Raw genomic sequence first — 24,488 nt, forward strand, 5'->3', positions numbered from 1 at the left:
TATGGAAAAAGATAATAAAAGAAAAGTCACGCCGGACATTAACGAGGAAATGATGATGAACCTGATGGTGGACGGCGTTAAAAAGGACGGCTTACAGCTACCGCCCGAACCTGCTGAAGAGCAGGTAAAGGAAGCGGCAAAAGACGAGGTGCAGCAGGAAGAATTACCACAAAGCAAGCCTGCACAGCGGGAAAGGAACCGCACAAAGAAAAATCTTGACGGAAGCTACGGCGAACATTTTTTGAAAACCCACTCGATGACGAAGCGGGGCGATAAAAGTATTTATATCCGGCAGGAATACCACGAACGGCTATCCCGTATTGTACAGGTCATTGGTAAAGATGCCATACCCCTGTATGCCTATCTTGACAACATACTGGAACATCATTTTGAACTGTTTGAAAAAGCCATTACCGATGATTTCAACGAAAAGTTTAAACCCATTTTTTAAAGCATCTGATTATGGAAATAGTAATTGTGATTTGCCTGCTGATAGTCATTGTGCTGCTATTGCAGGATAAGATTGTCATTCATAAAAGGTCGCAGCAAAAGCCCACACAGGGAAAAGTTAACCCGAACCTGCCCGATATTATGGGACAGCCGAAGCCTGTAAAAAGCCATTCCCTGCCAAACACTGCCAATGAAAGCCAAATAACGGAACCGGAGATAAACCCTGATAATTTAGACATTGAATACGACGAAAACGAAAACGTCAGCATTCAAATTCCGCAGGAAGAACTGGACGAAGTTTTCAGCAATATTCCTGATTTGGAGGAAGAGGAAGAAGAATGGAACAGGTACGGAATATCCGGTGGCGATAACGGTTTTGCCCAAGGGGTTACCTACGACGAACTAAGCTCCGTAGGGGCATTGCTCCAAAAAGAGAATTTGGAACAGGCTCAAAAGGAAACAGCGGTAGCCATAGTTCAGAAATTACAGGGAACCGAATTATTCAGCTTACTGGAAAATTCCATTGAGGGTGCTTCCCGAAAAATTACCGAGCTTTTGGATAGCACACTTTCATCTGAAGGCGACGACGGTTCTTCCACCTTGCGGAAAAATGATTTGAGTGATTTTGACATTGGGGAGTTTGTGTGAGCAAACTCCCTTTTGTTATTTATTCAATCGAAATTGTCAAGTGCAACAATCGAATATTCATAATTATATTCGAGCAAATGAGGAGTTGGGCTTTTCCCCTCTGGATTATAATAATTTATACCCCTTGATGTTTCAGAAATTAAATGCAAATTTTTTCTGGCTCTTGAAGCTAAAACATAAAGTAATTTTTTGGAATTTTCATATCCGTTCGCATCGTTGAAGTGCGGGACATAATCATCAAGGAGAGCAAAGCCTATTACTGTATCATATTCCTCTCCCTTTACACCGTGAATAGTTGAAACGGTTATACCATCTCTTTGCCTGAAAACTTTTCTAAAATTTTCAATCTCTCCAATAAATGGATTTCCCTCGTCAATAAGCCTTTGTATTCTATTTTCAGAACTTGCAAAAAATGATGTGTGATGTTCTTCAAGTAACGGGAAATTCTGAATTTGTATTTTCAGGTTTTCACAAATTCTTTCAAAGAAAGAACGTAAGTAGGTTAAACCATCATTTTCATTCACTTCAATTGAATTGCAGATTTTCAAAAACTCTTTGTTTGATAAGTTTGATACATCTACTCCCGCAGCATCAAGTTCGTTCAAAACTTCTTTACTCCAACGTAAACGACGAACGTACATATAGGGCGATGGTTCTGTCAAAACAATTCTTGCAACTTTAAACCAAAAATTCTCAATGTCCCGTGAAAACGGAGCCATACCGGGTCCGTCAAAACTAAAATCCGGAAGTCTAATCATTAGCTTCCTTGTAATACTTGCAATCTGAACCCATTGAGGTGCTGCAATACAAATTTCATTAGGGCTAATTCCGGCTTCACGGACATTAAACAAAATCAATTTTGTAATTTCTTCTATCAAATTATCTAACGAAACCGATAAGTTATATGTGATTAAACTATTATAATCTTTTTCGTTTCCGAATGCTATAATAGGGGTAGCAAATGTTTTATAATAATCGAAGTAATTTATTATGGTTTCAGATGACCTGTAATTTTTGTCTAAACTCAGCTGTATCAAGTTAAACCCCAAAAGTTTTTCCAAATCATCCTTTGGCATCGGATAACCACCTAAAGAATGATAAATAGATTGGTTAGGGTCGCCAACAATTAATGTTTTTGAACACCCGTTGTTTGCACTTAATATTTTTGATATTATATGGTATTGTATCTCTTTAGTATCTTGATATTCATCAATCAAAATAAATGGAAATAATTTGCATAAGATGGTACAAATGATTGGCTTTGATTTCAATAATTCATAAGCATAAAAAAGTATCTGCTCAAAATCCAATTGATTATTCTCTTTTAATATTCCGAAATATTCTTGAAGAATAGCTTTGATATGCTTATTCTGATTACTATTTTTTGATGTAAACTTATATGTACCATTTATGGTAGCATAATATTGAAAATCATAAAAAGTAACTTTTGGATTGCTATATTTTTTGCATAATTCGGTTAGGAGCTTTTCAGTATCAAAGGAATTACAAACTTTAAACCCGTTTTTCAACCTTTCAGAATACAGATGATAAGGCTTTAATATCCATTCCATACAGAATGAGTGAATTGTACCAATCCATAATTGTGTAGTATCAACCCCCAATAATTCAACCCGTTCTTTAATTTCATCAGCAGCGTTATTCGTGTATGTAATTGCAATAACGAACTCTTTATTGGAATTTAGCCTGCTTAATTCGTAAGCGATTTTGTATGTAAGCGTTCTCGTTTTTCCACTACCAGGACAGGCAATCAAGAGTACACTATCTTTCTCCAAGATTGCAACTTCTTGCTCATCATTCAAACTTCCTTTTTCCCAAATGAACATAGCCTATTTCAATTTATCTATGAATGTTAATAGTTGGTCATCTGGTATTACCAAGTCCAAGTCAAAAGCAAGGTCATCTAAAGTTGCTTCTTCGGCTCTATACTTCGTTAGGTTCTCCCTACAAGATGAAAAATCCAAAGCATCATCATCATAAAAATGTTTGTTCATCCTATATTCAATGATGTCGGCAATAATATTGTTGGAGTATGTTTCTTTGGCGAAAAGAATGGCATCAAATATGTAGTTTGGAATTTCCGTCTTGAAAGAAATATGCTTGCCTAACATTATAGCAAACCAACCTTTACCTTCCTGTTTAGCCATTGTAAGCACACGCTTTCCATAAACCGCAACATCATCATCTTCAATATCAGTTTTAGCTTGTACTCTTGTTGGTTGGTCTGTATATACTTGGTCAAGTATAGCTATTACCTCTTCCTCATTACCTTCGGTTATAAAATCAACTTCAAAAGTATAATCAGCATAAAATGCTTTTATCCAATCATTCCCCGCTTCAAAAGCATCTAATTTAGCTTTACGTTCTAAGCCCCTTTGTTTAGATGCCTCCACTTTTCTCTTGTATTTTTTTAATCGGTCGCTATCATCGTCATTAATAGTTGTATCACAAATCGCATCATCTAAATCTGTTAGAATTGCACATTTTCTTCTTATACGGCTATCGTGGAAAAGTTGGGCTACATTCTCGAAGCCTGTACTTCGTATATTGATGAGGCTAATTCCAAGTTCGTCAAGACTTACTCCAAATACTTTTTTGACCATTATAGGGATTAAAATCTCTTCTGCATCGCCTTCAACTAATATTACTCCTTTTGCAAATAACAGGTTGGTTCTTACAGCATCCAGATAACGCTGTATTTGATTGATGCTTTCAGGTGTTAAACCAGTTGATGGTTGATATACTTCCGCAAAATTTAATTTCTTTGCAAGGATGTTTATATTCTCAACATTACTTACTTCGGAAATTTGTGTAGAATGAGTAGAATAGATAATTTGAGTATCTCCATAATCCAATTTGTCAAATAAGGTCTTTTGAATATGGTTATGTATATGGGCTTCCGGTTCCTCAATAATAAGGAAATTGGCAAATGTATCTTTTGATTTTCTATACTTAAATTCAAGTAATTTAAGGGTTAAAAATATTAGATTAGCACCTCCCAAACTTAATTCGTGAATACCCCCTTCGTAATCTTCCCCTGGTTCTCCGATAAAAAGTTTTAATGATTGTAACAATTTTTCGGCTTCATTGGGAACACTCGATTTAATAGACAATGAAGATGGGGAATAGGTAAGACCGACAGCATCCTGAATGGTTGATTTTATATCTGACCTTATATTTTGTACATCGGGCAAATCTTCAATGCTTTCATTTAATTGCTCAACCAAATCGCTTATAGGTTGGTAATCTTCCTCTTTGATTTCTCCACTTTTATTTTTTAGAAGAGTTAGTAAAGGATTAGTTCTATTATTATGAAAATCACTTACTACATCTCTTAACGCTTGTATGAATGTGAACGATATTTCTTTGGAAACAGATAACTGATGTGGAATTTTAGAGCCAAACTTAGAAGTATCAATTGTAGATGGAAAAATAACATTTTCAAAATCGCCTACAAGTTCTTTATATACATCAGGGTCATTAAAATCAGCGGTGCTTTTGCCAGTAAAGAAAGTTTCGTAATTATCCTGGATTGTTATGTTGTCAAGTATGGCTTGTAATCCAACGGTATCTCCTTCAGCTAATTCGGAAAGTTTTTGTCTGATGTCCGCTTTAGGACGAAAGAAAAGGTTGTAAGTAGCTTTTTTTACATAATCTTCTGCGGCAACTCCAACACCGTGAATGAACAATGACTGTATTGCCTCTTCATCGTTAAGCTCATCAAATTCAATACTGATAATAATCCAATGACCTCTCCATTTTCCCTTGTCCAAAGACCTATTAAAATCTCCATCGGTCAGTTTATAAGCATATTGCAAGGAGGCATCTTCTAATAATAGCCTTATTGCTCTAAATACATTTGTTTTTCCAGAACCGTTTTCTCCGATTATGGTATTTATTCCTTTGTTAAATTGAAAACTTGCATTTGCAAAATTTCTATAATTGACCAAGCTGACTTTAGAAATATACATTAGAAGATAAGGTTTTTAAGTTTGAAACCTATTAGATTTCAGTTTCCGAAAACTCTTCAAACACGGAATAGTTTTTTATCCCTTTAGACTTATTCACTTTCCCCATTATTGTTCCATCAATCCGGCTTTTTAGATACGATACTAAGTCATCAAAATGCCGAACATCAACATAATTAATCCCTGACGCTTTATATCTTTTAGACAATGAAATAGTAAAAGCAGCCCAATTGAATTTTTCTCCCTTTTTACTTAATTCAATTTGTTTCCAATCGCCATATCGCTTTTTTAAATAATCAATGTAGTTCTTCTTGGAAAGCTCTTTACCCAACGCTCCGTCGGGTAATTCAATTTTTGCTTTTACAGGCTTGGCTTTCTTTACAAACTTTGGAAAATACTTATGCAGTAACGCCTCTGATTGCTCAATATGCTTTGTTATGGTATCCCATCCCCAATAATATAGATGAAAGGGCAGTTCCTGTTCTCTTTTAATTTGATTTAGGTACTCCTGTATTTGAGCATCGTCACGGAATGTAGAAACAAAAACAAATTTGTCGAAATCAATCGCCAAATCCTTTGCTTTTTCTAAATCGGCATTTATATCCTGAATTAGATTTTTCCTAATAGTTTCGTCTTTTCTGCCAATGCTTTTCAATTTACACTGAATTACCGTTTTGGTTTTAGAAGAAAAGACATCAATACCTTTCTGATTTTGTCCTTTCACACCAAACGTCTGAAAGTCTGTATTCACATATGACGAGGTATTCTCTACAAAATTGAATAAATCACAAGTGAGTTCCTCGAATAACCTTTCATCTTTTAAAGGTGGTAATTGATATTTCGCCATTTAAAAAAATCGTTTAAAAATTGTTTCCTGCTCGGTATCTGAAAATTCAGCAATTACTTGTTTAGACCAGTCAAAATCAAACTTGCCAAACTTATTCTCATCCCCGTTTAAATCAATTTCATCTTCATTGAAAGTAAGGATATATTGAAAGTTATGCAGCTCGTTTGATTTGTGGTACATATAGTTCAGAACATTGGATATTGTTTTGTATGATATGGCGTGAAATACACCATCGTGTACAAGAAAATCTGGGATATTCCGTTTGTCAATCCTGCTTTTTAAGAATACCATTAAATCATACGCTACAATTTTCAAACGCTCCTGTCCTAAAGCATCAGCTTTGGGAATTTCCAAACTTATTTTAAAAGGTAATTGGTTTCTCGGCGAAGTAGAGTTTAATGTGATATTAAAATAAGAGTTATCAAATTCTTCATCCAAATAAATAGCATTCTCGAGAATTTGCTGAAATAATAATCTCAACTCATCAAGATAGGTTTGATGCTTATTTAGCTCGCTGACAATATCTCTCTTTAATTCAGCGATGACAATATTGGAGTTTCCTAATATTTCCTCTATTTCGTCAATTTCCCTTACAATTGAGGTATTCCGTTCTAAAAGTGTTTTTTCATTGACTAATCTTTCATAGGTACTTTCAATCCTGTCCAATGCACCTCTCTCTTTTAGTAATGAAAATAATTGGCTCCTGTTCTTTTCTAATTTTTCAAGCTGTGTTAAACTTTGGTCTATTGATGATTGCAATTTCTTTTCTTCCTCTAACAGATATTTGTTCCTATTTGCCAGAAGTTGTTTTTTAAAGTCGATAACTTCGTCTAAACTTCTTTTTACAAAGTTGCCAAATGTTGCTACCGTTTCATTGTAGAGCTTACGAATTTTATCCAGGTCAATAGATGATACATCATTGTAAGAGGATTTCAGTTTTTCTAATTTCCGGTTTGTATTATGATAGATGATAGATTGCTCATTAATTTCAGATATAACCTGATTTAATTTTTGTTCTATTTCTTTGTGGTTAGCAAGAAAGTTGTATTCTTTCAAACTATTCTCAAGTGCTGAAATATCTTTTTCAATTTTTAGCCGCTCGGTTCTAAACTCCTGAATGTCTTTACCTGTATCTGCTTTAACTTTTTCAGATAATAATTTTACTGTGCTATTGTACCTTTCATATTCAGAAGAAACTTCATTATACTTTAAAAGTGTTTTAGTTGGAAGATTAAGCAAATAAAAATTGTACAATGCCTTTTCTCTTGCATTGGCATTGTAAGAAACAAAATTTAAAGGGTCAACTCTTTGCTGACTTTGCAAATCATCCTTAACAAAAAATTCCATCAAGGTTCCATACCTTTTTCCTTCAAAAAACACTTCGTTGTTCTCTGTCGGGAAAAATATTCCTTCTAACAATTTTGGCATTTCAGATTTTTCATACTCATCAAGAGTATCAGGTCGCTTCCCGAAAAATATTTTTTTAGTATCGGCAAAGCCTCTCTTAATAAAATACTTTTGTTCTTGCACTTCAAATTCTAAAGTAATAGAGTGTTCATCATCCCGTAAAAAGTCATACTTTTTTTGAGCAAATCTTTTTTCCGCTTTACCGCTTAATAAAGTGAAATCAACAAGCCTGACCAACGTAGATTTGCCAATACCATTTATCCCTCGTGCCTCTTTATCCCCAGAGTATTTACCCAATATGATGTTTATTCCATTGTGAAATGGAACGGCATCTATAAGGTTGGTTTCTGAATATATTCTAATTAACATTGTCGAATAAACTTGTTTGATTTTCCTCTTGGATTTCTTTCTTCACCAATTTGATTTTATACCCTTTTTTCTCAATACTGCCAATTGTATGCAAAAAGGTTAAAGCATATAGAAAAAGGTCGGGTGTTCTATCTTTATCCCTGTTTAAAAACTTATTCATTATATCATCCACGATGATATATTTGTTTTTAAACGGAGAATTACCCATAATACTAATAATATCTGCTCCCAATACCATAAGGTTGGTTTTAAGATTGCTTTCTGGCTGCGGTAATATCATAGTTCATTTTCTGTTTTTCTGCCTATTAAACACTGTTCAAACATATACAACAATATAGATTTTACGCATTTTACATATTCATCATCTTTAATGTTTCCATATGCCGTTGTATATTGGTCGGTCAGGTTATATAATCTCTCCTTGAAATTTCCTGAAAGTTTATTGTAATCATTTATAACCCTTCTTTTTAGGGTATTAATCTCATCATCATTATATCCCGAAAGTATATTGGTAATCGTATTAAACTCCGCCATAACCAATACCATTTCCGAGTTCATTCCATCCCAATCTTCCTGCTCAAAGTTGAGTTCGATTTTCTTTTGGGGAGGAACTAATGATTTCTTGTCGAAATGCAGAGCCTTGTCTTCTTCGTTGGAAGCGTTCAATAAATCATTGATGATTACCTGAATATAGTCCTGTATAAAAAAGTTTTCAATCCCCAAATAGGCTGCAAGTTTTCTTTTTTTACTTGATACAAGTTCATCAACAATAGAAAGAAGTTGGTCTATGCCCTTAATCGAAGTATTGCCATCCAAACCCTGAATTAGCGTAAATTGTTCCGGTGATACTTCGTGGTTTACATACATTTCCCAATTTGGAAATTTATCTTTCCAGTTTTTCTTGTATTTTTCGAAATCTCCTTCTTTGTTTACTGCACCTAAAACTTTTGTTTCAAAATCAGTTTTGCTATATTTTCTTGGCGCATAACAAGCCAATATTTTTTGTTCGGGTAAAATAGTACCGTCATTGCCTTTATCCTTATTTCTCCTGATGGGCGTATAGTTATCAACACCATATTTCAAAAGAAACAGTTCATCAATAAATTCTTCGAACTCAAATCCTTCTTTGGATTGAATTTGCATTTTAAAAGCGTTTTTCAATAATTTATCCATATACAAATCAGAGTTCCAAATTAATTTTAACCGTACCGTCAAATCCCTTTTCTACTATCTCTTTAAGGGTTTGAAGTTTGATATTATTGCCATAATCAGTTTCGACCTTAGAAATGTAACTCCTTTTCTTACCCACTTTTTGGGCTAATTGTTCTTGAGTTAGCTGTCTTTGTTCTCTGGCTTCCTTCAGCATTTCTCCAATATGTCTGCCTGATATTTTCATCTCAAAAAGGATTAAAATTGACTTTATTATGAATGTACAAATGTAATTTAAAAGTTGCATTGAACCAACTGTAAATTGCAATAAAAGCCTCCCATCATTTGTACTTCCGTTCTGGAAGTCCCCACCAACAAAGCCACTCACAGCCAAACACTTCCTTTGACTGCCACTTTCTTATAACGCCTCTTTTTCCACAAGACATTTGTCCCGAAAGCTCGCAAGGTGCGAGATAAACAGTAACAAATTAATGTGTTTCAATTATGGAAAAACAGAGAAAAAAAGTTTTGCTGGCAGCCGTGGCAATGCTGTCAGGAATTGGTGCGTTCGCACAGGGAAACGGCTCGGCAGGTATCAACGAGGCTACCCAAATGGTAACAAGTTATTTCGACCCCGCAACGCAATTAATCTACGCCATCGGTGCGGTAGTCGGGTTAATCGGGGGCGTTAAAGTGTACAACAAATTCAGTTCCGGCGACCCTGACACGAGTAAGACCGCAGCTTCGTGGTTTGGTGCGTGTATCTTCTTGATTGTTGCCGCTACTATCCTGCGTTCATTCTTCCTTTAATCCTTTGCCTTATGAATTACAATATCAACAAAGGCATCGGCAGGACGGTGGAATTTAAAGGGCTAAAGGCACAATACCTGTTCATTTTCGCAGGTGGGCTGCTCGGTACGCTTATCCTCGTGATGATACTGTATATGGCAGGCGTAAACTCTTACATCTGCCTGTTCCTCGGGGCAGGCGGTGCTTCGCTCATCGTATGGCAGACCTTTTCGCTCAACAGGAAGTACGGCGAACACGGGCTAATGAAAATTGCAGCCAATAAAAGGCATCCCCGCTACATCATCTGCCGCAAGCCTGTACACCGCTATTTAAAATTCACACCTAAACAGAATGCCGTATGAGAAATGTAGCAAAGACCACCACACTGGAAAACAAATTTCCTTTGTTGGCAGTAGAGAACAACTGCATCTTATCCAAAGATGCGGACATTACCGCCTGCTTTGAAGTGCGCTTGCCGGAACTGTTCACGGTAGCTTCTGCGGAATATGAAGCGATACATTCCGCCTGGCACAAGGCTATCAAAACCCTGCCTGATTTTACGGTCATTCACAAGCAGGACTGGTACATCAAGGAAAGCTATGCACCTGATTTGGCAATTGAAGACCAGAGTTTTTTATCGAAGTCTTATCAACGTCATTTCAACGAGCGACCATTCTTAAACCATTACTGTTACCTGTTTCTGACAAAGACTACAAAGGAAAGAATGCGGATGCAAAGCAACTTCAGTTCGCTTTGCAAAGGTACGCTGATACCAAAGGAAATCAGGAACAAGGAAACGATACACCGCTTTATGGAGGCGGTTGCCCAGTTTGAGCGTATCGTGAACGATAGCGGTTTTGTCAGCCTGCGGCGTTTGACCGAAGAGGACATTATCGGAATGGACGATACACAGGGATTATTGGAGCAATACCTCACGTTATCGAGGGGAGCAGGAACACCAATGCAGGACATCGCACTCGGAAACGAAGAAGTACGCATCGGCAACAAAAGGTTAAGCCTGCACACCCTTTCCGATACGGACGACCTGCCCGGAACGGTATCGGCAGATACCCGCTTTGAGAAGCTGTCCACCGACCGAAGCGACTGCCGTCTGTCGTTCGCCGCACCTGTGGGTTTACTGTTAAGCTGTAACCACATTTACAACCAGTACATTTTTTTGGATAACAGCGAAGACAACCTGCAAAAGTTTGAGAAGTCCGCAAGGAATATGCACTCACTGGCAAGGTACAGCCGTGCCAACCAAATCAACAAAGAGTGGATAGAAAAGTATTTGAACGAAGCCCACAGCTTCGGGCTGTCATCTATCCGTGCGCACTTCAACATTATGGCGTGGTCGGAAGACCCTGCGGAACTGAAACAGCTAAAGAATGATTGCGGTAGTGCGTTGGCACTGATGGAGTGTAAGCCCCGGCACAACACGACGGACGTAGCAACTTTGTATTGGGCGGGAATGCCGGGCAATGCGGGCGACTTCCCCAGTGAGGAAAGTTTTTACACTTTTATTGAGCCTGCATTGTGCTTCTTTACGGAAGAAACCAACTACCACAATTCGCCCTCGCCGTTCGGTATCAAGATGGCTGACAGGCTTACAGGAAAACCTATCCATTTGGATATTTCCGACCTGCCTATGAAGCGTGGTATCATCACGAACCGGAACAAGTTCATACTTGGTCCCTCCGGCAGTGGTAAATCATTCTTCACTAACCATATGGTACGGCAGTATTACGAACAGGGCGCACACGTACTGTTGGTAGATACGGGTAACTCTTATCAGGGCTTATGCGAACTCATCAAAGGAAAGACCAAAGGCGAAGACGGTGTTTACTTCACTTATACCGAAGATAACCCGATTGCCTTTAACCCTTTCTATACCGATGATGGCGTGTTCGACATTGAGAAAAGGGAAAGTATCAAGACTTTGATACTGACTTTATGGAAACGTGATGATGAGCCGCCAACCCGTTCGGAAGAAGTTGCCCTTTCCAATGCAGTAAGCGGTTATATCGAGCGTATCAAAACGGAAGATGTTTACCCGTCATTCAACGGTTTCTATGAGTATGTAAAAGGCGACTACCGCAAGGTACTGGAAGAAAAGCAGGTCAGGGAAAAGGACTTTGATATTGCCAACTTCCTGAACGTACTCGAACCCTATTACAAAGGCGGGGAATACGATTACCTGCTGAACTCCAACAAGCAGTTAGACCTCTTATCCAAAGGCTTTATCGTGTTTGAGATTGATGCGATTAAAGACCACAAAATCCTCTTTCCCATAGTCACGATTATCATTATGGAGGTGTTCATCAATAAGATGCGCCGACTGAAAGGTATTCGTAAGCTCATCCTGATTGAAGAGGCTTGGAAAGCGATAGCGAAAGAGGGAATGGCGGAATACATCAAGTATTTGTTTAAGACCGTCCGCAAATTCTTCGGGGAAGCGATTGTAGTAACACAAGAGGTTGACGACATCATCCAGTCGCCCATTGTGAAAGAAAGTATCATCAATAACTCCGACTGTAAAATCCTGCTTGACCAACGCAAGTATATGAACAAGTTTGATGACATACAGGCGATGCTCGGACTTACGGACAAAGAGAAAGGGCAGGTACTTTCCATCAATATGAACAACGATGCAAGCCGACTTTACAAAGAGGTTTGGATTGGCTTAGGTGGTACGCACTCGGCAGTCTATGCCACCGAAGTTAGTTTGGAGGAATACCTCGCCTACACGACAGAAGAAACCGAAAAAATGGAAGTAATGCAGCTTGCTTCCGAACTGGATGGTAATGTAGAACTCGCCATTAAGCATATCGCAATGCAAAGGCGGGACAATTCAAATCAATAGTCATTAACAATTTAAAAATTCAGAAACAATGAAAAAAGTATTGTATCTGGTGTGTACGGCACTGATGCTCGCCGTAGCACCGTCAGCAAAAGCCCAGTGGGTTGTAACCGACCCGGCTAATTTGGCTTCGGGCATTATCAACTCTGCGAACGAAATCATACAGACTTCTTCGACCGTGAGCAATGTGATAAAGAACTTCAACGAAGTGAAGAAAGTGTACGACCAGGGTAAGGAATACTACGACAAGCTGAAAGCCATCAACAACCTTGTAAAAGATGCCCGTAAGGTGCAGCAAACGGTATTGTTGGTCGGGGATGTGTCCGAAATGTACGTGCAGAATTTTGGCAAGATGATGAACGACCCAAATTTCACACCGCAGGAATTGGTCGCTATCGGCAACGGTTATTCTGCACTGCTTAATGAAAGTACCGAACTGCTAAAAGAGTTGAAGCAGATTATAACCGCCACAGACCTTTCACTCAATGACAAAGAGCGTATGGATGTTATTGACCGTGTGTACAAAGAGGTAAAGGATTACCACAGCCTTGTACGTTACTACACCAACAAAAACATTTCTGTAAGCTACCTAAGAGCGAAAAAGAAAAACGATGCCCAAAGAGTGCTTGAACTCTACGGAACTGCTAACCAAAAATACTGGTAAACTATGGAATGGGATAATCTTCACGAACTCCTGCGGTCGCTTTATGATGATATGATGCCACTTGCAGGCGATATGGCGGCAGTTGCTAAGGGTTTGGCGGGATTGGGAGCATTGTTCTATGTGGCATTAAAGGTTTGGCAGGCTTTAAGCCGTGCCGAACCTATTGATATGTTCCCTTTGCTGCGCCCGTTTGCTTTGGGGCTTTGTATTATGTTCTTCCCAACCATTGTTTTGGGAACCATCAATGCGGTATTAAGCCCGGTGGTGGTAGGAACCCACCAAATACTCGAAGACCAGGTGCTTGACCTTAACAAGCTGCAACAGCAGAAAGACCAGTTGGAATACGAGGCAATGGTCAGGAACCCCGAAACCGCCTATATGGTATCAGACGAAGAGTTTGATAAAAAACTGGACGAACTGGGATGGTCGCCCTCCGACATTGGTACGATGGCGGGTATGTATATGGACAGGCAAGCCTACAAGATAGAGAAAGCCTTAAAAGATTGGTTTCGCAATCTATTGGAAATACTCTTTCAGGCGGCGGCTTTGGTCATTGATACCATACGAACGTTTTTCCTGATAGTCCTGTCCATACTCGGACCAATAGCCTTTGCTATTTCCGTGTGGGACGGCTTTCAGTCCACGCTCTCGCAATGGCTCACGAGGTACGTCAGCGTTTACCTATGGCTTCCCGTTTCGGATTTGTTCAGCTCAATGTTGGCAAGAATACAATCCCTCATTTTAGAACGGGATATAGCAATGCTTGCCGACCCTACCTATATACCTGATACAAGCAATACCGTGTACATCATCTTTATGATTATCGGCATCATCGGGTACTTCACTATCCCGACAGTAACAGGTTGGGTAATCCAAGCCGGAGGCGCAGGAAACTTTACCCGCAATGTAAACTCCACAGCAATGAAAGCCGGAAACATCGCCGGAGCAGGCGCAGGTTCAACAGTTGGAAACATCGGCGGTAAACTGATGAATAAATAATCATTAATCATTCTAAAAAATGGAATTTAAAACGCTAAGAAATATCGAAAACAGCTTTAGGCAGATAAGATTATATGCCATTGTGTTTGCGGTTCTCTGCATTATCGTGGTAGGTTACACCGTATGGCGTTCCTACCGCTTTGCAGAAGAACAACGCCAAAAAATCTATGTACTGGATAACGGCAAATCCCTGATGCTTGCCTTATCGCAGGATGCGAGCATCAACCGCCCGGTTGAGGCAAGGGAACACGTAAGGAGATTTCACGAACTGTTCTTTACGCTTGCGCCCGACAAGAACGCTATTGAAAGCAATATGAGCAGGGCATTCAACCTTGCCGATAAAAGTGCTTTTGATTACTACAAAGACTTGTCGGAAAAGGGCTATTACAGCCGTATCATTTCGGGGAACGTGCAGCAACGCATAGAGGTGGATAGTGTCGTGTGCAACTTCGACAACTACCCGTATGCAGTGCGTACCTATGCCAAACAGTTCATTATCCGGTCAAGCAACGTAACCAGGCGTAACCTGATTACTTCCTGCTATCTCGTCAACTCCGTTCGTTCCGACAATAATCCGCAGGGCTTCAATATTGAAAAATTTGCAGTCGTGGAAAATAAGGATATAGAGGTCATCGAACGCTAAAAAAACAATCTTATGGAAGCATTATCAGATTTAAGCACGTTCGCAAAAATCCTTACCGACAAAGGATATAACGGGTATTTCCATACGCAGGGAGCGTATGCCGGAAAGCTGAAAGACAGCATCAGCGAATACCTCGAAAGCTGCCAAAAAGGTGCAGACAGTTTGCCTAAGCAGGACTTACTGCTGACAGGCTACCTACAATGGTCGGGCGATGACAAGCCCTGTGTAGAATGCAATATGTGGGTAAAATACCTGAATGGAAAATTCTCTCTTAGCCGAATGGAAATAGCCAAGAAAGACGGCTTTGGGCAATTACTCAAAAAAACGGAACTGGCAAACCTGTCCGTAATGTCCGCACCCAAATTAACGGAAGCGGTCGCACTGGTTAACGATGCGCCGAAGCAACAGGCGGGTAAAAGTCCTAAGCGTTTCAAGCTGTAACACAGAAATAGTAAGGCTATGAAAAAATTAAGAGCAAATATGGACAGGTACTTTGACAAGCTGGACGAACGTTGGCGGGCGTTGCCCTTGCGCAAACAGCACCAATATACGCTGTACTTCTTTGTGGGTTATCTGCTGCTTACCGTAGCGGTCATTGGCAAAGTGATGTACGATACCTCAAAGTCCGGTAACGGTATGGTCATAGAGCATATCGAGAACCCTGTCCTTAAAAGTAAAAATCCTGCAAGGTTGCAGGATAGTGTATCAACAATTTTAAAAAATCAGATTTATGAAAGAAAATGAAAAAAGGGTCAGCTTTCTCGTTGAGGGAGAAGACCAAAACGGAGCATCAAATCTGCCGGATAATAAAAAGAGCAATAAGGATAAGCTCAAAAAGCCAATCATATTCCTTTTGATGGGCGTGGTATTTCTCGGCTGTATGTACCTCATATTTAAACCGTCGAAAGATAAAAAAGCGGTTGAAAATATCGGGTTGAACGATGCTGTACCGCAGGCTACCGGAGCAGGGATGCCCGATGATAAAAGCAAGGCGTATGAGCAGGAAATGCTCGAACGCAAAGAGCAGGAAAAGCGGAATGCGCTAACCACGCTTTCTGATTATTGGAATACTGAAGACAGTGCATCTGCTGACAATGAAGAAAACTTACCTGAAGAAGATGAAGAAAGCAACGGCTTTGGCGGTGGTGGCAGAAATTCGGGACGAAACGGAAATTCTGCATTGAACAGCTACCGTAATGCACAAAGCACACTGGGTTCATTTTATAATAATGACAATGCTGAAACAATGGAACTCCGTAAGCAAGTGGACGAACTGAAAGCAAAGTTGTCGGAAAAAGATGTGCCACCTGTGGCCACCGTTGACGACCAACTCAAATTAATGGAGAAATCCTATGAAATGGCAGCAAAGTATCTTCCCCAAAATGCCAATACCGGAAACGCTGCTCCTGCCATCGGTGCAACTCCTGCTGCTGCGGGTGCTAACCAAAAAGAGCAATTTGTATCGTTCACACCAACAAGAAAGAACATTGTATCAGCCTTGTACCGTGAACCGTCGGACAGTGCCTTTGCAGCCGATTGGAGCCAAACAAAAAACAGGGGGTTCTATACCGCAGGTTCTACTGAAGAGGTGGTACAGCCTAAAAACAGTATCAAAGCCTGTGTACACGAAGCCCAAACGGTAGTTGGCGAAACGGGTGTGCGTTTACGCCTGTTAGAGCCTGCTAAAACTCCGCAGCGTACCATCCCCAAAGGAACGATTGTAACGGCTAATGCAAAATTTCAGAATGGCAGGTTGCAATTAAAAGTTACCTCCGTAGAACTGGAGGGCAACATCATCCCGGTAGATATTACCATTTACGATTTGGACGGGCAACAAGGTTTGTACGTTCCGTATTCGCCGGAAATCAATGCCCTTACTGAAATGGCGGGCAATATGAGCCAGACCGGAGGAACAAGCGTAATGCTCACGCAGAATGCCGGACAGCAGGTGGCGGCTGACCTTAGCCGTGGCGTGGTACAGGGTATTTCGGGCTATTTCGCCAAGAAAGTAAGAACGCCAAAGGTTACGCTGAAAGCAGGCTATCAGGTCTTCCTTGTATCTAAAAAATAATGTTGAACTCAAATAAATAAAACAATGAAAAATCATTTAAAAACCTTTTGGGCTATTGCTCTGATACTCGGCTTTGCCGTAACAACTTATGCACAGGACAGTGCAACTGCAAAAACACCGCTTGCATTGGGCAAGATAGAACCGTACCGTATGGAAGTGACCTACGATAAAACTTCGCACCTGATTTTCCCGACCGCCATTCGTTACGTGGATTTGGGCAGCGAATACCTGATTGCAGGTAAGGCTGAAGATGCCGAAAACGTATTGCGTGTAAAAGCATCGGTAAGGGACTTTGAGCCGGAAACGAATTTTTCCGTTATCACGAATGACGGGCGTTTTTACAGCTTCAACGTGTATTACAGTTCCTACCCGGAGGCTTTGAGCTACGACCTGCTCACAATGCAAAAAGCGGTGGATAAAGCCAAAGGTAACGACGTGCTTTTCGAGGAACTGGGCAACAATTCGCCCTCACTGGCAGGCTTGTTACTGGAAACCATTTACAAGAAAGACAAGCGCATTGTAAAGCATATCGGGGCTAAAAGTTTCGGCATTCAGTTTATCCTGAAAGGGATTTACATACACAACGGCAAATACTATTTCCATACGGAATTGAGAAACCGTACCAATGTGCCTTTCGAGATTGATTTTATCAATTTCAAAGTCGTGGATAAAAAGGTAGCCAAACGCACCGTAGTCCAGGAACGCCCTTTAACTCCGTTGAGAACTTACAAGCCATTGGACGGTATTGCCGGAAAATCGACCGAACAAAATGTTTTCCTGTTAGACCAGTTTACCATTGCCGATGATAAGGTGTTGCTGATTGAGATTTTCGAGAAGAACGGCGGCAGGCATCAAACATTGCAGGTCGAAAATTCCGATTTAATCAAAGCCCGTTTGATTGACGATATGCACCTGAAATTTTAATAACCCTTTAAAGCAAGAATATGAAAAAGTATATCTATACCGTGCTGCTTGTCCTGATAGGCATCACGGCTGCACAGGCGCAAAGGATGCTGCCGAAGCAAAAAGGATTGGAAATAAGTGCAGGTTTATTGTCCAATGATAAGATTGGCAATGATTACTACATCAGCGCAGCAATGACCATAAACGGTAAAAATGGTAATTACCAGCTTTGGGCGTTGGAATATACCCACCAGTACCACGATTACAAAGACCTGCGCATACCGCAGGAAACCTATTCCACAGAGGGCGGTTACAGCTTCTTTTTGTTGGGAGATGCCCGTAAGAACATTACGCTGAATTTCGCCGTAACGGGCGTGGTCGGTTACGAAGCCATCAACCGGGGCGAAGCGATGCTGTACGACGGTGCGAAAATATTGAGCGAAGATAATTTTATCTACGGAGCAGGCGGTCGCCTCATTTTTGAAACCTACCTGTCCGACCGTTTTGTATTAGTCCTACAAGGGCGCACAAAGGTTTTATGGGGGACAGACTTAGAACAATTCCGACCGTCGGCAGGTGTGGGATTAAGGTTTAACTTTTAAAACGTAAAAAACAATGATAGCAATATTCAATAAATTCAGAATAGGATTACTGCCGATATACGTATTGCTGGCAATCCTCACAGCTTCGGTTTCTTTGGTATCTTGTAGCAAAGATGATGAACTTGAAATACAGAACGATTTTCCTTTCGAGGTAAACGTGATGCCAGTACCCAAAGATGTTGCCAACGGACAGACCGTAGAAATACGTATTACCATACAGCGTACAGGCAATTACAGCAACACGCAATATTTTCTCCGTTACTTCCAGTTTGATGGACAGGGAACATTGCAATACTACAATGAACCGCCGTATCAGCCCAATGACCTATATCAATTGCCAACGGAGCAGTTCCGGTTGTATTACACTTCAACATCTACCGTATCACAATCTTTTGATGTTTGGATTTCGGATGGTTTTGGAAATGAAAAGCAATTGAGCTTTCAGTTTAACAGTAGTGATTAAATGCTACTTAAATAAAAGCAAAACCGACTGTACAGGTCGGTTTTTTTGCTTTCCGGCTTTCGGTATAAGATGTTTTTGTTTAAATTTACTTGATTTATAATCTCAATAAATATGGATGCGGTTACTTCTCAATTAGTGCTGGGTATTATTCCTCTCGTTATAGGGATAGGACTTGTCTATTGGATAAGCCGTAGAAAATTTTACAGGCGTAATGACGTAGGTGCAGAGGGATTTTCGAGCTTTGAAGCATCTGTATTTACCCGTTTTATAGAACGTATCGGCAAATGGATTGCCTACGCTTTGATTATCATCGGTATTCTATTTATTTGGTCATATACACAAATGAAAAAAGACAAGGAAAAGAAAAAAGTAAAAACAGAACAACCCGCCCAACGCTGACACAAATTTTCTGATAATACTTAAAGTAAAATCGGATAACCTTTTGGGCTATCCGATTTTTTTGTTTACATCAAAGTAAACCGCCAAACACTGCCTTTGAATGCCAATAGGTACAACATTTCTCAACCCCATAATAAGCCTTGCTAAATTCGACTTCCACAGAAAAATTGAGCAAACAATGGAAGTAATTGCAATACAAAAGTCGGCACTAGACGGAATGAAAAATGAGCTAAAAGCACTTTTGGAATTGACCGAAAATGCCACACAGAAATATACGCCCATTTTTAAAGCGGAACAATGGCTCGATAACCAGGAAGTATGTCTGATGATGAACATTACCAAGCGGACTTTACAGACCTACAAAAGCAAAGGACTATTACCGTATTCAAAACTGAACCGTAAAAATTATTATAAACGCTCAGATGTACAGGCTTTGCTCGAAGCCGGACAGCTGGACAATACTACTGAAAATGGATTTATTCACGAATGATAGTGACGATATCATCGCCCACAGGGAAATGATTACACAGCTACGAAATCGTATCGAACAGATATTAAAAAACTACCGTCCTGTAATGAACGGTGAAATATATCTTTCGGGCGAAGATGTGTGCAAGCTGTTACATATCAGCAGACGGACTTTACAGCAATATCGTGATGACCAAATACTCCCATACATCCAGATAGGCGGCAAAATCATTTTTAAGCAAACCGACCTTTTACGGATACTTGAACAAAACTATGTCTGCAATGGACAAAAGAACAAGTAACGGATTTCAAGCAATCATATTTCTATATCGAAACGAGTTTAGTATCTTTGCTATGTAAAATATAGAAATACTTAAAGTGTTTTTGCTTTAAGTCCCACATTGAAAACTGGTAATTTTTAGACAACGGGACGATAAGGAAGAACGCTCATGCCATAGGCGTGGGCGCTCGCTTATTCGTTGTCGGGTATACCAGTACCTCAATGTGCGGTAAGTGTAGTTGCCTGCGCTTTCTTTTTGTGCAGGAACTTCATCTAACTCAAAAAAAGGTAACGTATGAAAACTGGTACTGTACAAGAAACAATCTCCCTGTCTTTTATCAATGACAAAAGCCCTGTAACCGATAACATCTGCAAAGATCTCGCTGCATCTGGAATGGAAATACTATCTCGGTCAGAAAGCATTGAAAATGGGCTAACACAGTTGTCTTCATTGAATGAACTCCCCAAAGTCTGTATTATTGACTTGGATTTTTACGACCAAAATGTGCTTAAACAGCTTCAAGAATTAAGGAAAGAGTACCCTGCAATCAAACTGGTTGCCCATAGCGATATTGATGATGAGAAAGTTGGGAAATCTCTTTTAGAGATTGGGTTTTCAAGTTATCTACTACTTGGAAGCGATGTTGATGATTTCAAGAAAGCTATCTTCAGTGCTTAAGACTATATTTCATCATCATCGTCTCCATACCAACTTGAAGTATCCACATCGTAGTCATCGACCTCAAACTTAGAGGACGGAAAATCCTCTTCAATTTGATAGCGTATCTTCGTTTCAAAAGGGAATGTTTCTGGCAAGTCTAATCCATCACCTTCACGTCTTTCTTTATTAGACCCATATTCAAGAATCACATGTAAATCTCCAAAGACGTCCACTACAATTTCATATTCATTAATTTCTGAAATATGATATTCTGACACTTCACTATATTCCAGTGAATGGTGAGGTGCAAGTCGATCAACATTCTCAAAAAAATTAGTTACAACGGATGATACCATATGCTCTTCGATATGTCCATCAAGGAATTGTTTAAGATCTTCACGATAGTTCTCAATTGTTTCTACCAAACTAATAAAAGAGTTAAGTACATCTTGGCTCATACGCTCAATTTCAGAATCGCTAATATTAAACACCTCAGGATTAATATGGGTATACTTGCTTAAAGTATTGATTGTTTCTTTTACATCCTTTATCATGTCTTTGAGTTCGTCAACCTCAAATCCCCAACGATCTAAAAAAGTGTCGTCTATTCCACCTTGGACTGCGTATTTAATTCTTTGGTTTCTTGTAGGTTTTCCGTCTGCAGTTTCGGGGCTAAACCAAACACAATTTTTCACACGTTCTTCCGGAGCAAGGTTATATAAAAAATGTCGTGACAACTCCCTTATAGAGTATGCAAAATTATTAAAGCGAAGTTTGTTTGTTCGATCATTTAAGCTAGCAATTGAAGCTTCAAATAAATCCAACTCAAATTGGTTGGATAGTAATTGTTTTATTTTTTCGGCTTTCTCCATAGTCTCTACATATAAAAGCTGTATTTAAGCTGCATACTATCTTCTTGGTTCAAATATTTTAATATTTCTCCAACATTTCTCGCACATTCAATTGTAATAGGCATCTGCCTATCAAATTGTGTATTATTCCAATTCATTTTGGTTAATGCAAGGATTTCATCGCAAATGATGTTTGGAGATTCATCATGTTGTGCTAATTTTATTTCAATGGCTCGAGGGATATATCTACCTGGATACGTTTCGTAGTACGGCACAGATCCTCTTGTATATAGCAAGTGGTGTTTATAACTCATAGCGAAATGTGTTCCCCTCATCGGCGGATAATTGCCATTCCTGTATAATCTTAAATCAGATGTTTGTATAGAAACTAAGTCAACTTGATTTATATGCAAATCACGAGCTGCTTGGGTAAACCCGTAAACTTCATCTTCACTGAAGTTAGAGGTCTTATGGATTACTAGTCTTTTCGGAAAAATTTTTACGGCTTCATAATATTCAGTTAGGGACTGCTTTAGAAGATTGAATGCTTGTTCTTCACTTAGATGTGGTGTTCTATCGTTTTTTTTCAAAGTAATTTCCTCACCTCTTAAAATGACACCTTTCCCTAACTCATTAAATATTTGGGCAATACTTGTTTGTGTTGAGCTTCTATCTCTACTTTTAAAGAAGCTTATACCGGCATAACAAGTAGTTTCAGCAGTGTCTTTTCTGATCAATGCCCAAGGCGTTCCTGAAGCTTTATAGTATAATGCTGTAAAAAAATTCCAAGCAACCGTTGCAGGATCTTGCATCTCTTTAGTTGGTTTTGCAACTCTATCCCTAATGATTTGGATAGGCACATTATATTGCATTGCCTTTGCTTTAAGATTTCTCCTGAAATTCTGTTCTTTTGAAGAAACCTCATCTTCATCAAAATCACGTTCATGAACTTCAGTTTCTTCTTCATCTTCACCAGAAGCTTTTGCCTTAGCTTCGGTAATATGTTTCATTAAATTTTCAGGCAAAGCGCAAAGAATTACATCTGGTTTTTTGTTTTTAGATAAGAATTTGATTTCAGCTAAATAGAGTTCTGTAATTTCTGCAATTATCGTTTCCAGGGAGTTGCTTTTCTTGACGATTTTCTCTAAATCAGAGTTATTTAACTTTCTTAGGTATGTATCATCATAATTGATCTCGCACTTAAAGCCTATACTTTTATTGAAACCGCAAAAATTTAGAAAAAGGTTGGGATGTGGGGTTTTACTTTGTTTTCCATCAATATGGGTTTTGCATGATTCTATCCATTCTAAAACTGCATCAACACTGTCAGATTTTCCAACTACTCCAATGGTGATTTTTTCAGGTCTAACTTGATCAATATCAAATGGATTAAAATTGTAAATGCCACTTTTAGGACAAATCTGATGTCCTAAGCCAAATTGTAATGATGGTTCTTCTATATATCTTAATTTCATTGATCAGAAAAAATTGAGTTGGTTAATTCGTTATCAAGGCTTATTTCCGTTGGAGTAAACTCAGATGTTTCTTCAACGATTTTAACGGGTATCCATTTTTGTTCATCTAGGCTGGGAGATAAACTTAATGGCTCATTTTTCGAGGTCTGCAGGTATGGATATTCAGTAACAAACAGGTCCGTATAAGATAAGTAGTACGCAAAGAATCTAAAGTAATTGTAAACAGAATTGTTATTCTCAAGTCGTTTTATTCCTGCCATATATGCTGATTCAAATCGACTTTCCCTATATCCACCCGGATTTGTAAAGCTCCATGTTGGATTTATGACCAAATACCAATCTATTTCAAAATTTAAAAAAGATGCTTTGAATGCTAAGTGTCTATAACAGATTATGTGCCCCTCCTTCTTATTTGTCATTTCGAATATTACTGTCTTGGTAGACTCTTTTTTACCCTTCCATCTAATTTGCTTTGCTTTAGGAGGTCTTGAATTGGCAAATCTGAAAATTCCTCTTGGCGGGAAGAATTCTATTCCTTTATAATAGCAAAGTTGGATCAGAGATTTTCTTAAAAGGTTTTTGAATACTCTGTTACTCGCTTCATCTTGTTCGTAGAAGTCTTTACAATCCAAAGTAGTTATTGTGCCAGCATCTATAATTTTTCTCAATGGTTCGTTGTTTTTAGATAAATCCCGAAAAGTATAAATACACTTTTCATGTAAAATCCAATCTTCAAAATATACTTTATTTTGTTTTAAAGCCTTTTTGACCAGTGTGTTTGGCTTCAACTTTTTCACTTTCCTTTTTCCAATACTCTCCAAATAATCGTTTAGATTTTCGAGGATAGCTTCTTCATTAATAAACAATTCTGCCTTATACAAAACCTTCGGAAATGATATTTTAACCATGTTAGGCGAAATATCTTCTGGCTCGTTATTCAAGTATCCATTTTCGAACTTAAGCTGGCGCTGTTCAATCTGTATATCCGAAAACTCATGCTCGTATAATTTAGAAATCGCTTGAATTTTGGGCGTTGAGCTTATAGCATTTATTTTCTGAAGAATAACGTCCTTGTCTATAATATGGTCACTTGACTCAAACCCAAAACTATCGGGTATTACATCTTTCAGTTTTGCATCATTGTATTGCGGCTTCTTTTCTGTGAGAATATATAAGTAGAGTACATCAAACTCATTTTGTAGGTCATACTTTGAGAATGTTTCGAGCGTAGTCCTAATTTTATCAAGAGAAGATGTTGACGTAATTTGAAAAGCCACCCTATTCTTAAAGTCGGCCAGATCAATTGCTGGAAAATTTTTCTTTTTTGTATAATTAAGATTTTCAAGTTCCAACCCGAAAACCTCATTTAATAACGGTACCAAAAAATTCTCTGCATGGATATTAATATGATAATTTCCTATTGCATTAAACCCTTCCACTTCGTGGACAAATCTCGCTGCACAAGTAGTGATCTTGTTGATGTATTCAATCCTGTTCAATTTTT

Annotated in this window: 28 protein-coding genes; 18 read left to right on the top strand and 10 right to left on the bottom strand. The window is 38.9% G+C overall.

Annotated features, from left to right (window positions below; all coding sequences use genetic code 11):
* The first annotated feature begins 1 nt into the window (after position 1).
* Positions 2 to 451: a DUF3408 domain-containing protein gene (locus tag DTW91_RS04415; RefSeq protein ID WP_031504351.1), complete on the top strand. Its 450-nt coding sequence runs from the start codon at positions 2 to 4 to the stop codon at positions 449 to 451.
* An 11-nt stretch (positions 452 to 462) separates the two neighbouring features.
* Positions 463 to 1,098, top strand: a complete 636-nt coding sequence (locus DTW91_RS04420; RefSeq protein WP_125202199.1) for a conjugal transfer protein TraD — start codon at positions 463 to 465, stop codon at positions 1,096 to 1,098.
* 23 nt (positions 1,099 to 1,121) lie between these two features.
* Here DTW91_RS04420 and DTW91_RS04425 read toward each other — a convergent pair whose 3' ends face one another.
* Genes DTW91_RS04425 through DTW91_RS12830 form a run of 7 tightly spaced genes read right to left on the bottom strand, consistent with a single transcriptional unit; the run spans position 1,122 to position 9,103 of the window.
* Positions 1,122 to 2,942 (bottom strand): UvrD-helicase domain-containing protein, encoded by a 1,821-nt coding sequence (locus DTW91_RS04425; protein ID WP_125202200.1) that lies wholly within the window; start codon positions 2,940 to 2,942, stop codon positions 1,122 to 1,124.
* A 3-nt stretch (positions 2,943 to 2,945) separates the two neighbouring features.
* Complete coding sequence (locus DTW91_RS04430; protein ID WP_125202201.1) at positions 2,946 to 5,087, bottom strand: ATP-dependent nuclease; 2,142 nt, start codon at positions 5,085 to 5,087, stop codon at positions 2,946 to 2,948.
* Between the two features lie 31 nt (positions 5,088 to 5,118).
* The gene (locus DTW91_RS04435) at positions 5,119 to 5,931 is read right to left on the bottom strand and encodes an endonuclease (RefSeq protein ID WP_125202202.1); all 813 of its coding nucleotides are present in this window, start codon (positions 5,929 to 5,931) and stop codon (positions 5,119 to 5,121) included.
* The gene (locus DTW91_RS04440) at positions 5,932 to 7,707 is read right to left on the bottom strand and encodes a DUF2326 domain-containing protein (RefSeq protein WP_125202203.1); all 1,776 of its coding nucleotides are present in this window, start codon (positions 7,705 to 7,707) and stop codon (positions 5,932 to 5,934) included.
* Positions 7,697 to 7,987, bottom strand: a complete 291-nt coding sequence (locus DTW91_RS04445; protein ID WP_124803739.1) for a hypothetical protein — start codon at positions 7,985 to 7,987, stop codon at positions 7,697 to 7,699. The genes DTW91_RS04440 and DTW91_RS04445 overlap by 11 nt, the downstream gene beginning before the upstream one ends.
* Positions 7,984 to 8,880: a hypothetical protein gene (locus tag DTW91_RS04450; RefSeq protein ID WP_125202204.1), complete on the bottom strand. Its 897-nt coding sequence runs from the start codon at positions 8,878 to 8,880 to the stop codon at positions 7,984 to 7,986. Before DTW91_RS04450 ends, DTW91_RS04445 begins: the two co-directional genes overlap by 4 nt.
* A 7-nt stretch (positions 8,881 to 8,887) precedes the next feature.
* Positions 8,888 to 9,103 carry a helix-turn-helix domain-containing protein gene (locus tag DTW91_RS12830; RefSeq protein WP_109570615.1) on the bottom strand — a complete coding sequence of 72 codons (216 nt, stop codon included), beginning with the start codon at positions 9,101 to 9,103 and terminating at the stop codon, positions 8,888 to 8,890.
* 257 nt (positions 9,104 to 9,360) lie between these two features.
* On the opposite strand from DTW91_RS12830, the gene DTW91_RS04460 reads away from it, so the two are divergent.
* The 16 genes from DTW91_RS04460 to DTW91_RS04535 all read left to right on the top strand — a co-directional run bounded on the left by DTW91_RS04460 (position 9,361) and on the right by DTW91_RS04535 (position 20,676).
* Entirely contained in the window at positions 9,361 to 9,666 is a 306-nt protein-coding gene (locus DTW91_RS04460) for a DUF4134 domain-containing protein (protein ID WP_002979435.1), read from the top strand.
* A gap of 11 nt (positions 9,667 to 9,677) precedes the next feature.
* Positions 9,678 to 10,007: a DUF4133 domain-containing protein gene (locus DTW91_RS04465; protein WP_002978492.1), complete on the top strand. Its 330-nt coding sequence runs from the start codon at positions 9,678 to 9,680 to the stop codon at positions 10,005 to 10,007.
* The gene (locus DTW91_RS04470; RefSeq protein WP_125202205.1) at positions 10,004 to 12,508 is read left to right on the top strand and encodes a TraG family conjugative transposon ATPase; all 2,505 of its coding nucleotides are present in this window, start codon (positions 10,004 to 10,006) and stop codon (positions 12,506 to 12,508) included. The genes DTW91_RS04465 and DTW91_RS04470 overlap by 4 nt, the downstream gene beginning before the upstream one ends.
* Before the next feature lie 28 nt (positions 12,509 to 12,536).
* Positions 12,537 to 13,169 (top strand): DUF4141 domain-containing protein, encoded by a 633-nt coding sequence (locus DTW91_RS04475; protein WP_125202206.1) that lies wholly within the window; start codon positions 12,537 to 12,539, stop codon positions 13,167 to 13,169.
* 3 nt (positions 13,170 to 13,172) lie between these two features.
* On the top strand, positions 13,173 to 14,168 hold the full coding sequence (traJ, locus tag DTW91_RS04480) for a conjugative transposon protein TraJ (protein ID WP_125202207.1): 996 nt from the start codon (positions 13,173 to 13,175) through the stop codon (positions 14,166 to 14,168).
* A 19-nt stretch (positions 14,169 to 14,187) separates the two neighbouring features.
* A complete protein-coding gene (gene traK / locus DTW91_RS04485) occupies positions 14,188 to 14,811 on the top strand; it encodes a conjugative transposon protein TraK (RefSeq protein WP_125202208.1) in 624 nt (207 codons plus the stop codon).
* A gap of 12 nt (positions 14,812 to 14,823) precedes the next feature.
* Positions 14,824 to 15,252, top strand: a complete 429-nt coding sequence (locus DTW91_RS04490) for a hypothetical protein (protein WP_013632615.1) — start codon at positions 14,824 to 14,826, stop codon at positions 15,250 to 15,252.
* Positions 15,253 to 15,270: 18 nt separating this feature from the next.
* Positions 15,271 to 15,555: a hypothetical protein gene (locus tag DTW91_RS04495; protein WP_024566592.1), complete on the top strand. Its 285-nt coding sequence runs from the start codon at positions 15,271 to 15,273 to the stop codon at positions 15,553 to 15,555.
* The gene (gene traM, locus DTW91_RS04500; protein WP_125202209.1) at positions 15,542 to 16,882 is read left to right on the top strand and encodes a conjugative transposon protein TraM; all 1,341 of its coding nucleotides are present in this window, start codon (positions 15,542 to 15,544) and stop codon (positions 16,880 to 16,882) included. Before DTW91_RS04495 ends, traM begins: the two co-directional genes overlap by 14 nt.
* Before the next feature lie 24 nt (positions 16,883 to 16,906).
* On the top strand, positions 16,907 to 17,806 hold the full coding sequence (gene traN, locus DTW91_RS04505; protein WP_047095550.1) for a conjugative transposon protein TraN: 900 nt from the start codon (positions 16,907 to 16,909) through the stop codon (positions 17,804 to 17,806).
* 20 nt (positions 17,807 to 17,826) lie between these two features.
* Positions 17,827 to 18,387 (top strand): conjugal transfer protein TraO, encoded by a 561-nt coding sequence (locus DTW91_RS04510; RefSeq protein ID WP_125202210.1) that lies wholly within the window; start codon positions 17,827 to 17,829, stop codon positions 18,385 to 18,387.
* A gap of 13 nt (positions 18,388 to 18,400) precedes the next feature.
* Positions 18,401 to 18,850, top strand: coding sequence for a DUF3872 domain-containing protein (locus DTW91_RS04515; protein WP_125202211.1), 450 nt, complete (start codon positions 18,401 to 18,403; stop codon positions 18,848 to 18,850).
* Positions 18,851 to 18,961: 111 nt separating this feature from the next.
* Positions 18,962 to 19,249: a molybdenum ABC transporter permease gene (locus DTW91_RS04520; RefSeq protein ID WP_125202212.1), complete on the top strand. Its 288-nt coding sequence runs from the start codon at positions 18,962 to 18,964 to the stop codon at positions 19,247 to 19,249.
* A gap of 178 nt (positions 19,250 to 19,427) precedes the next feature.
* Positions 19,428 to 19,739: a helix-turn-helix domain-containing protein gene (locus tag DTW91_RS04525; RefSeq protein ID WP_125202213.1), complete on the top strand. Its 312-nt coding sequence runs from the start codon at positions 19,428 to 19,430 to the stop codon at positions 19,737 to 19,739.
* Positions 19,720 to 20,019, top strand: coding sequence for a helix-turn-helix domain-containing protein (locus tag DTW91_RS04530; protein WP_002993159.1), 300 nt, complete (start codon positions 19,720 to 19,722; stop codon positions 20,017 to 20,019). Before DTW91_RS04525 ends, DTW91_RS04530 begins: the two co-directional genes overlap by 20 nt.
* A gap of 273 nt (positions 20,020 to 20,292) precedes the next feature.
* Positions 20,293 to 20,676, top strand: coding sequence for a response regulator transcription factor (locus tag DTW91_RS04535; RefSeq protein WP_002993158.1), 384 nt, complete (start codon positions 20,293 to 20,295; stop codon positions 20,674 to 20,676).
* A gap of 2 nt (positions 20,677 to 20,678) precedes the next feature.
* On the opposite strand, the gene DTW91_RS04540 is transcribed toward DTW91_RS04535, so the two are convergent.
* Genes DTW91_RS04540 through DTW91_RS04550 form a run of 3 tightly spaced genes read right to left on the bottom strand, consistent with a single transcriptional unit; the run spans position 20,679 to position 24,483 of the window.
* On the bottom strand, positions 20,679 to 21,530 hold the full coding sequence (locus DTW91_RS04540) for a hypothetical protein (RefSeq protein WP_125202214.1): 852 nt from the start codon (positions 21,528 to 21,530) through the stop codon (positions 20,679 to 20,681).
* 5 nt (positions 21,531 to 21,535) lie between these two features.
* Complete coding sequence (locus tag DTW91_RS04545) at positions 21,536 to 22,984, bottom strand: argonaute/piwi family protein (protein WP_002993156.1); 1,449 nt, start codon at positions 22,982 to 22,984, stop codon at positions 21,536 to 21,538.
* Positions 22,981 to 24,483 (bottom strand): SMEK domain-containing protein, encoded by a 1,503-nt coding sequence (locus tag DTW91_RS04550; RefSeq protein ID WP_125202215.1) that lies wholly within the window; start codon positions 24,481 to 24,483, stop codon positions 22,981 to 22,983. Before DTW91_RS04550 ends, DTW91_RS04545 begins: the two co-directional genes overlap by 4 nt.
* Positions 24,484 to 24,488 lie beyond the last annotated feature (5 nt).

Source organism: Chryseobacterium sp. SC28, assembly GCF_003932955.1.
Classification (GTDB): Bacteria; Bacteroidota; Bacteroidia; order Flavobacteriales; family Weeksellaceae; genus Epilithonimonas.

Excerpts from the sequence above, each read along its gene's own strand:
- traK (WP_125202208.1), top strand. The coding sequence starts at position 14,188 with ATGGAATTTAAAACGCTAAGAAATATCGAAAACAGCTTTAGGCAGATA.
- DTW91_RS04450 (WP_125202204.1), bottom strand. The coding sequence starts at position 8,880 with ATGGATAAATTATTGAAAAACGCTTTTAAAATGCAAATTCAATCCAAA.
- DTW91_RS04520 (WP_125202212.1), top strand. The coding sequence starts at position 18,962 with ATGGATGCGGTTACTTCTCAATTAGTGCTGGGTATTATTCCTCTCGTT.
- DTW91_RS04475 (WP_125202206.1), top strand. The coding sequence starts at position 12,537 with ATGAAAAAAGTATTGTATCTGGTGTGTACGGCACTGATGCTCGCCGTA.
- DTW91_RS04430 (WP_125202201.1), bottom strand. The coding sequence starts at position 5,087 with ATGTATATTTCTAAAGTCAGCTTGGTCAATTATAGAAATTTTGCAAAT.
- DTW91_RS04415 (WP_031504351.1), top strand. The coding sequence starts at position 2 with ATGGAAAAAGATAATAAAAGAAAAGTCACGCCGGACATTAACGAGGAA.
- DTW91_RS04545 (WP_002993156.1), bottom strand. The coding sequence starts at position 22,984 with ATGAAATTAAGATATATAGAAGAACCATCATTACAATTTGGCTTAGGA.
- traJ (WP_125202207.1), top strand. The coding sequence starts at position 13,173 with ATGGAATGGGATAATCTTCACGAACTCCTGCGGTCGCTTTATGATGAT.
- DTW91_RS04445 (WP_124803739.1), bottom strand. The coding sequence starts at position 7,987 with ATGATATTACCGCAGCCAGAAAGCAATCTTAAAACCAACCTTATGGTA.
- DTW91_RS04530 (WP_002993159.1), top strand. The coding sequence starts at position 19,720 with ATGGATTTATTCACGAATGATAGTGACGATATCATCGCCCACAGGGAA.
- DTW91_RS04440 (WP_125202203.1), bottom strand. The coding sequence starts at position 7,707 with ATGTTAATTAGAATATATTCAGAAACCAACCTTATAGATGCCGTTCCA.
- DTW91_RS04425 (WP_125202200.1), bottom strand. The coding sequence starts at position 2,942 with ATGTTCATTTGGGAAAAAGGAAGTTTGAATGATGAGCAAGAAGTTGCA.
- traN (WP_047095550.1), top strand. The coding sequence starts at position 16,907 with ATGAAAAATCATTTAAAAACCTTTTGGGCTATTGCTCTGATACTCGGC.
- DTW91_RS04460 (WP_002979435.1), top strand. The coding sequence starts at position 9,361 with ATGGAAAAACAGAGAAAAAAAGTTTTGCTGGCAGCCGTGGCAATGCTG.
- DTW91_RS04435 (WP_125202202.1), bottom strand. The coding sequence starts at position 5,931 with ATGGCGAAATATCAATTACCACCTTTAAAAGATGAAAGGTTATTCGAG.
- DTW91_RS04495 (WP_024566592.1), top strand. The coding sequence starts at position 15,271 with ATGAAAAAATTAAGAGCAAATATGGACAGGTACTTTGACAAGCTGGAC.
- DTW91_RS04525 (WP_125202213.1), top strand. The coding sequence starts at position 19,428 with ATGGAAGTAATTGCAATACAAAAGTCGGCACTAGACGGAATGAAAAAT.
- DTW91_RS04510 (WP_125202210.1), top strand. The coding sequence starts at position 17,827 with ATGAAAAAGTATATCTATACCGTGCTGCTTGTCCTGATAGGCATCACG.
- DTW91_RS04465 (WP_002978492.1), top strand. The coding sequence starts at position 9,678 with ATGAATTACAATATCAACAAAGGCATCGGCAGGACGGTGGAATTTAAA.
- DTW91_RS04540 (WP_125202214.1), bottom strand. The coding sequence starts at position 21,530 with ATGGAGAAAGCCGAAAAAATAAAACAATTACTATCCAACCAATTTGAG.
- DTW91_RS04470 (WP_125202205.1), top strand. The coding sequence starts at position 10,004 with ATGAGAAATGTAGCAAAGACCACCACACTGGAAAACAAATTTCCTTTG.
- DTW91_RS04490 (WP_013632615.1), top strand. The coding sequence starts at position 14,824 with ATGGAAGCATTATCAGATTTAAGCACGTTCGCAAAAATCCTTACCGAC.
- DTW91_RS04420 (WP_125202199.1), top strand. The coding sequence starts at position 463 with ATGGAAATAGTAATTGTGATTTGCCTGCTGATAGTCATTGTGCTGCTA.
- DTW91_RS12830 (WP_109570615.1), bottom strand. The coding sequence starts at position 9,103 with ATGAAAATATCAGGCAGACATATTGGAGAAATGCTGAAGGAAGCCAGA.
- DTW91_RS04515 (WP_125202211.1), top strand. The coding sequence starts at position 18,401 with ATGATAGCAATATTCAATAAATTCAGAATAGGATTACTGCCGATATAC.
- DTW91_RS04535 (WP_002993158.1), top strand. The coding sequence starts at position 20,293 with ATGAAAACTGGTACTGTACAAGAAACAATCTCCCTGTCTTTTATCAAT.
- traM (WP_125202209.1), top strand. The coding sequence starts at position 15,542 with ATGAAAGAAAATGAAAAAAGGGTCAGCTTTCTCGTTGAGGGAGAAGAC.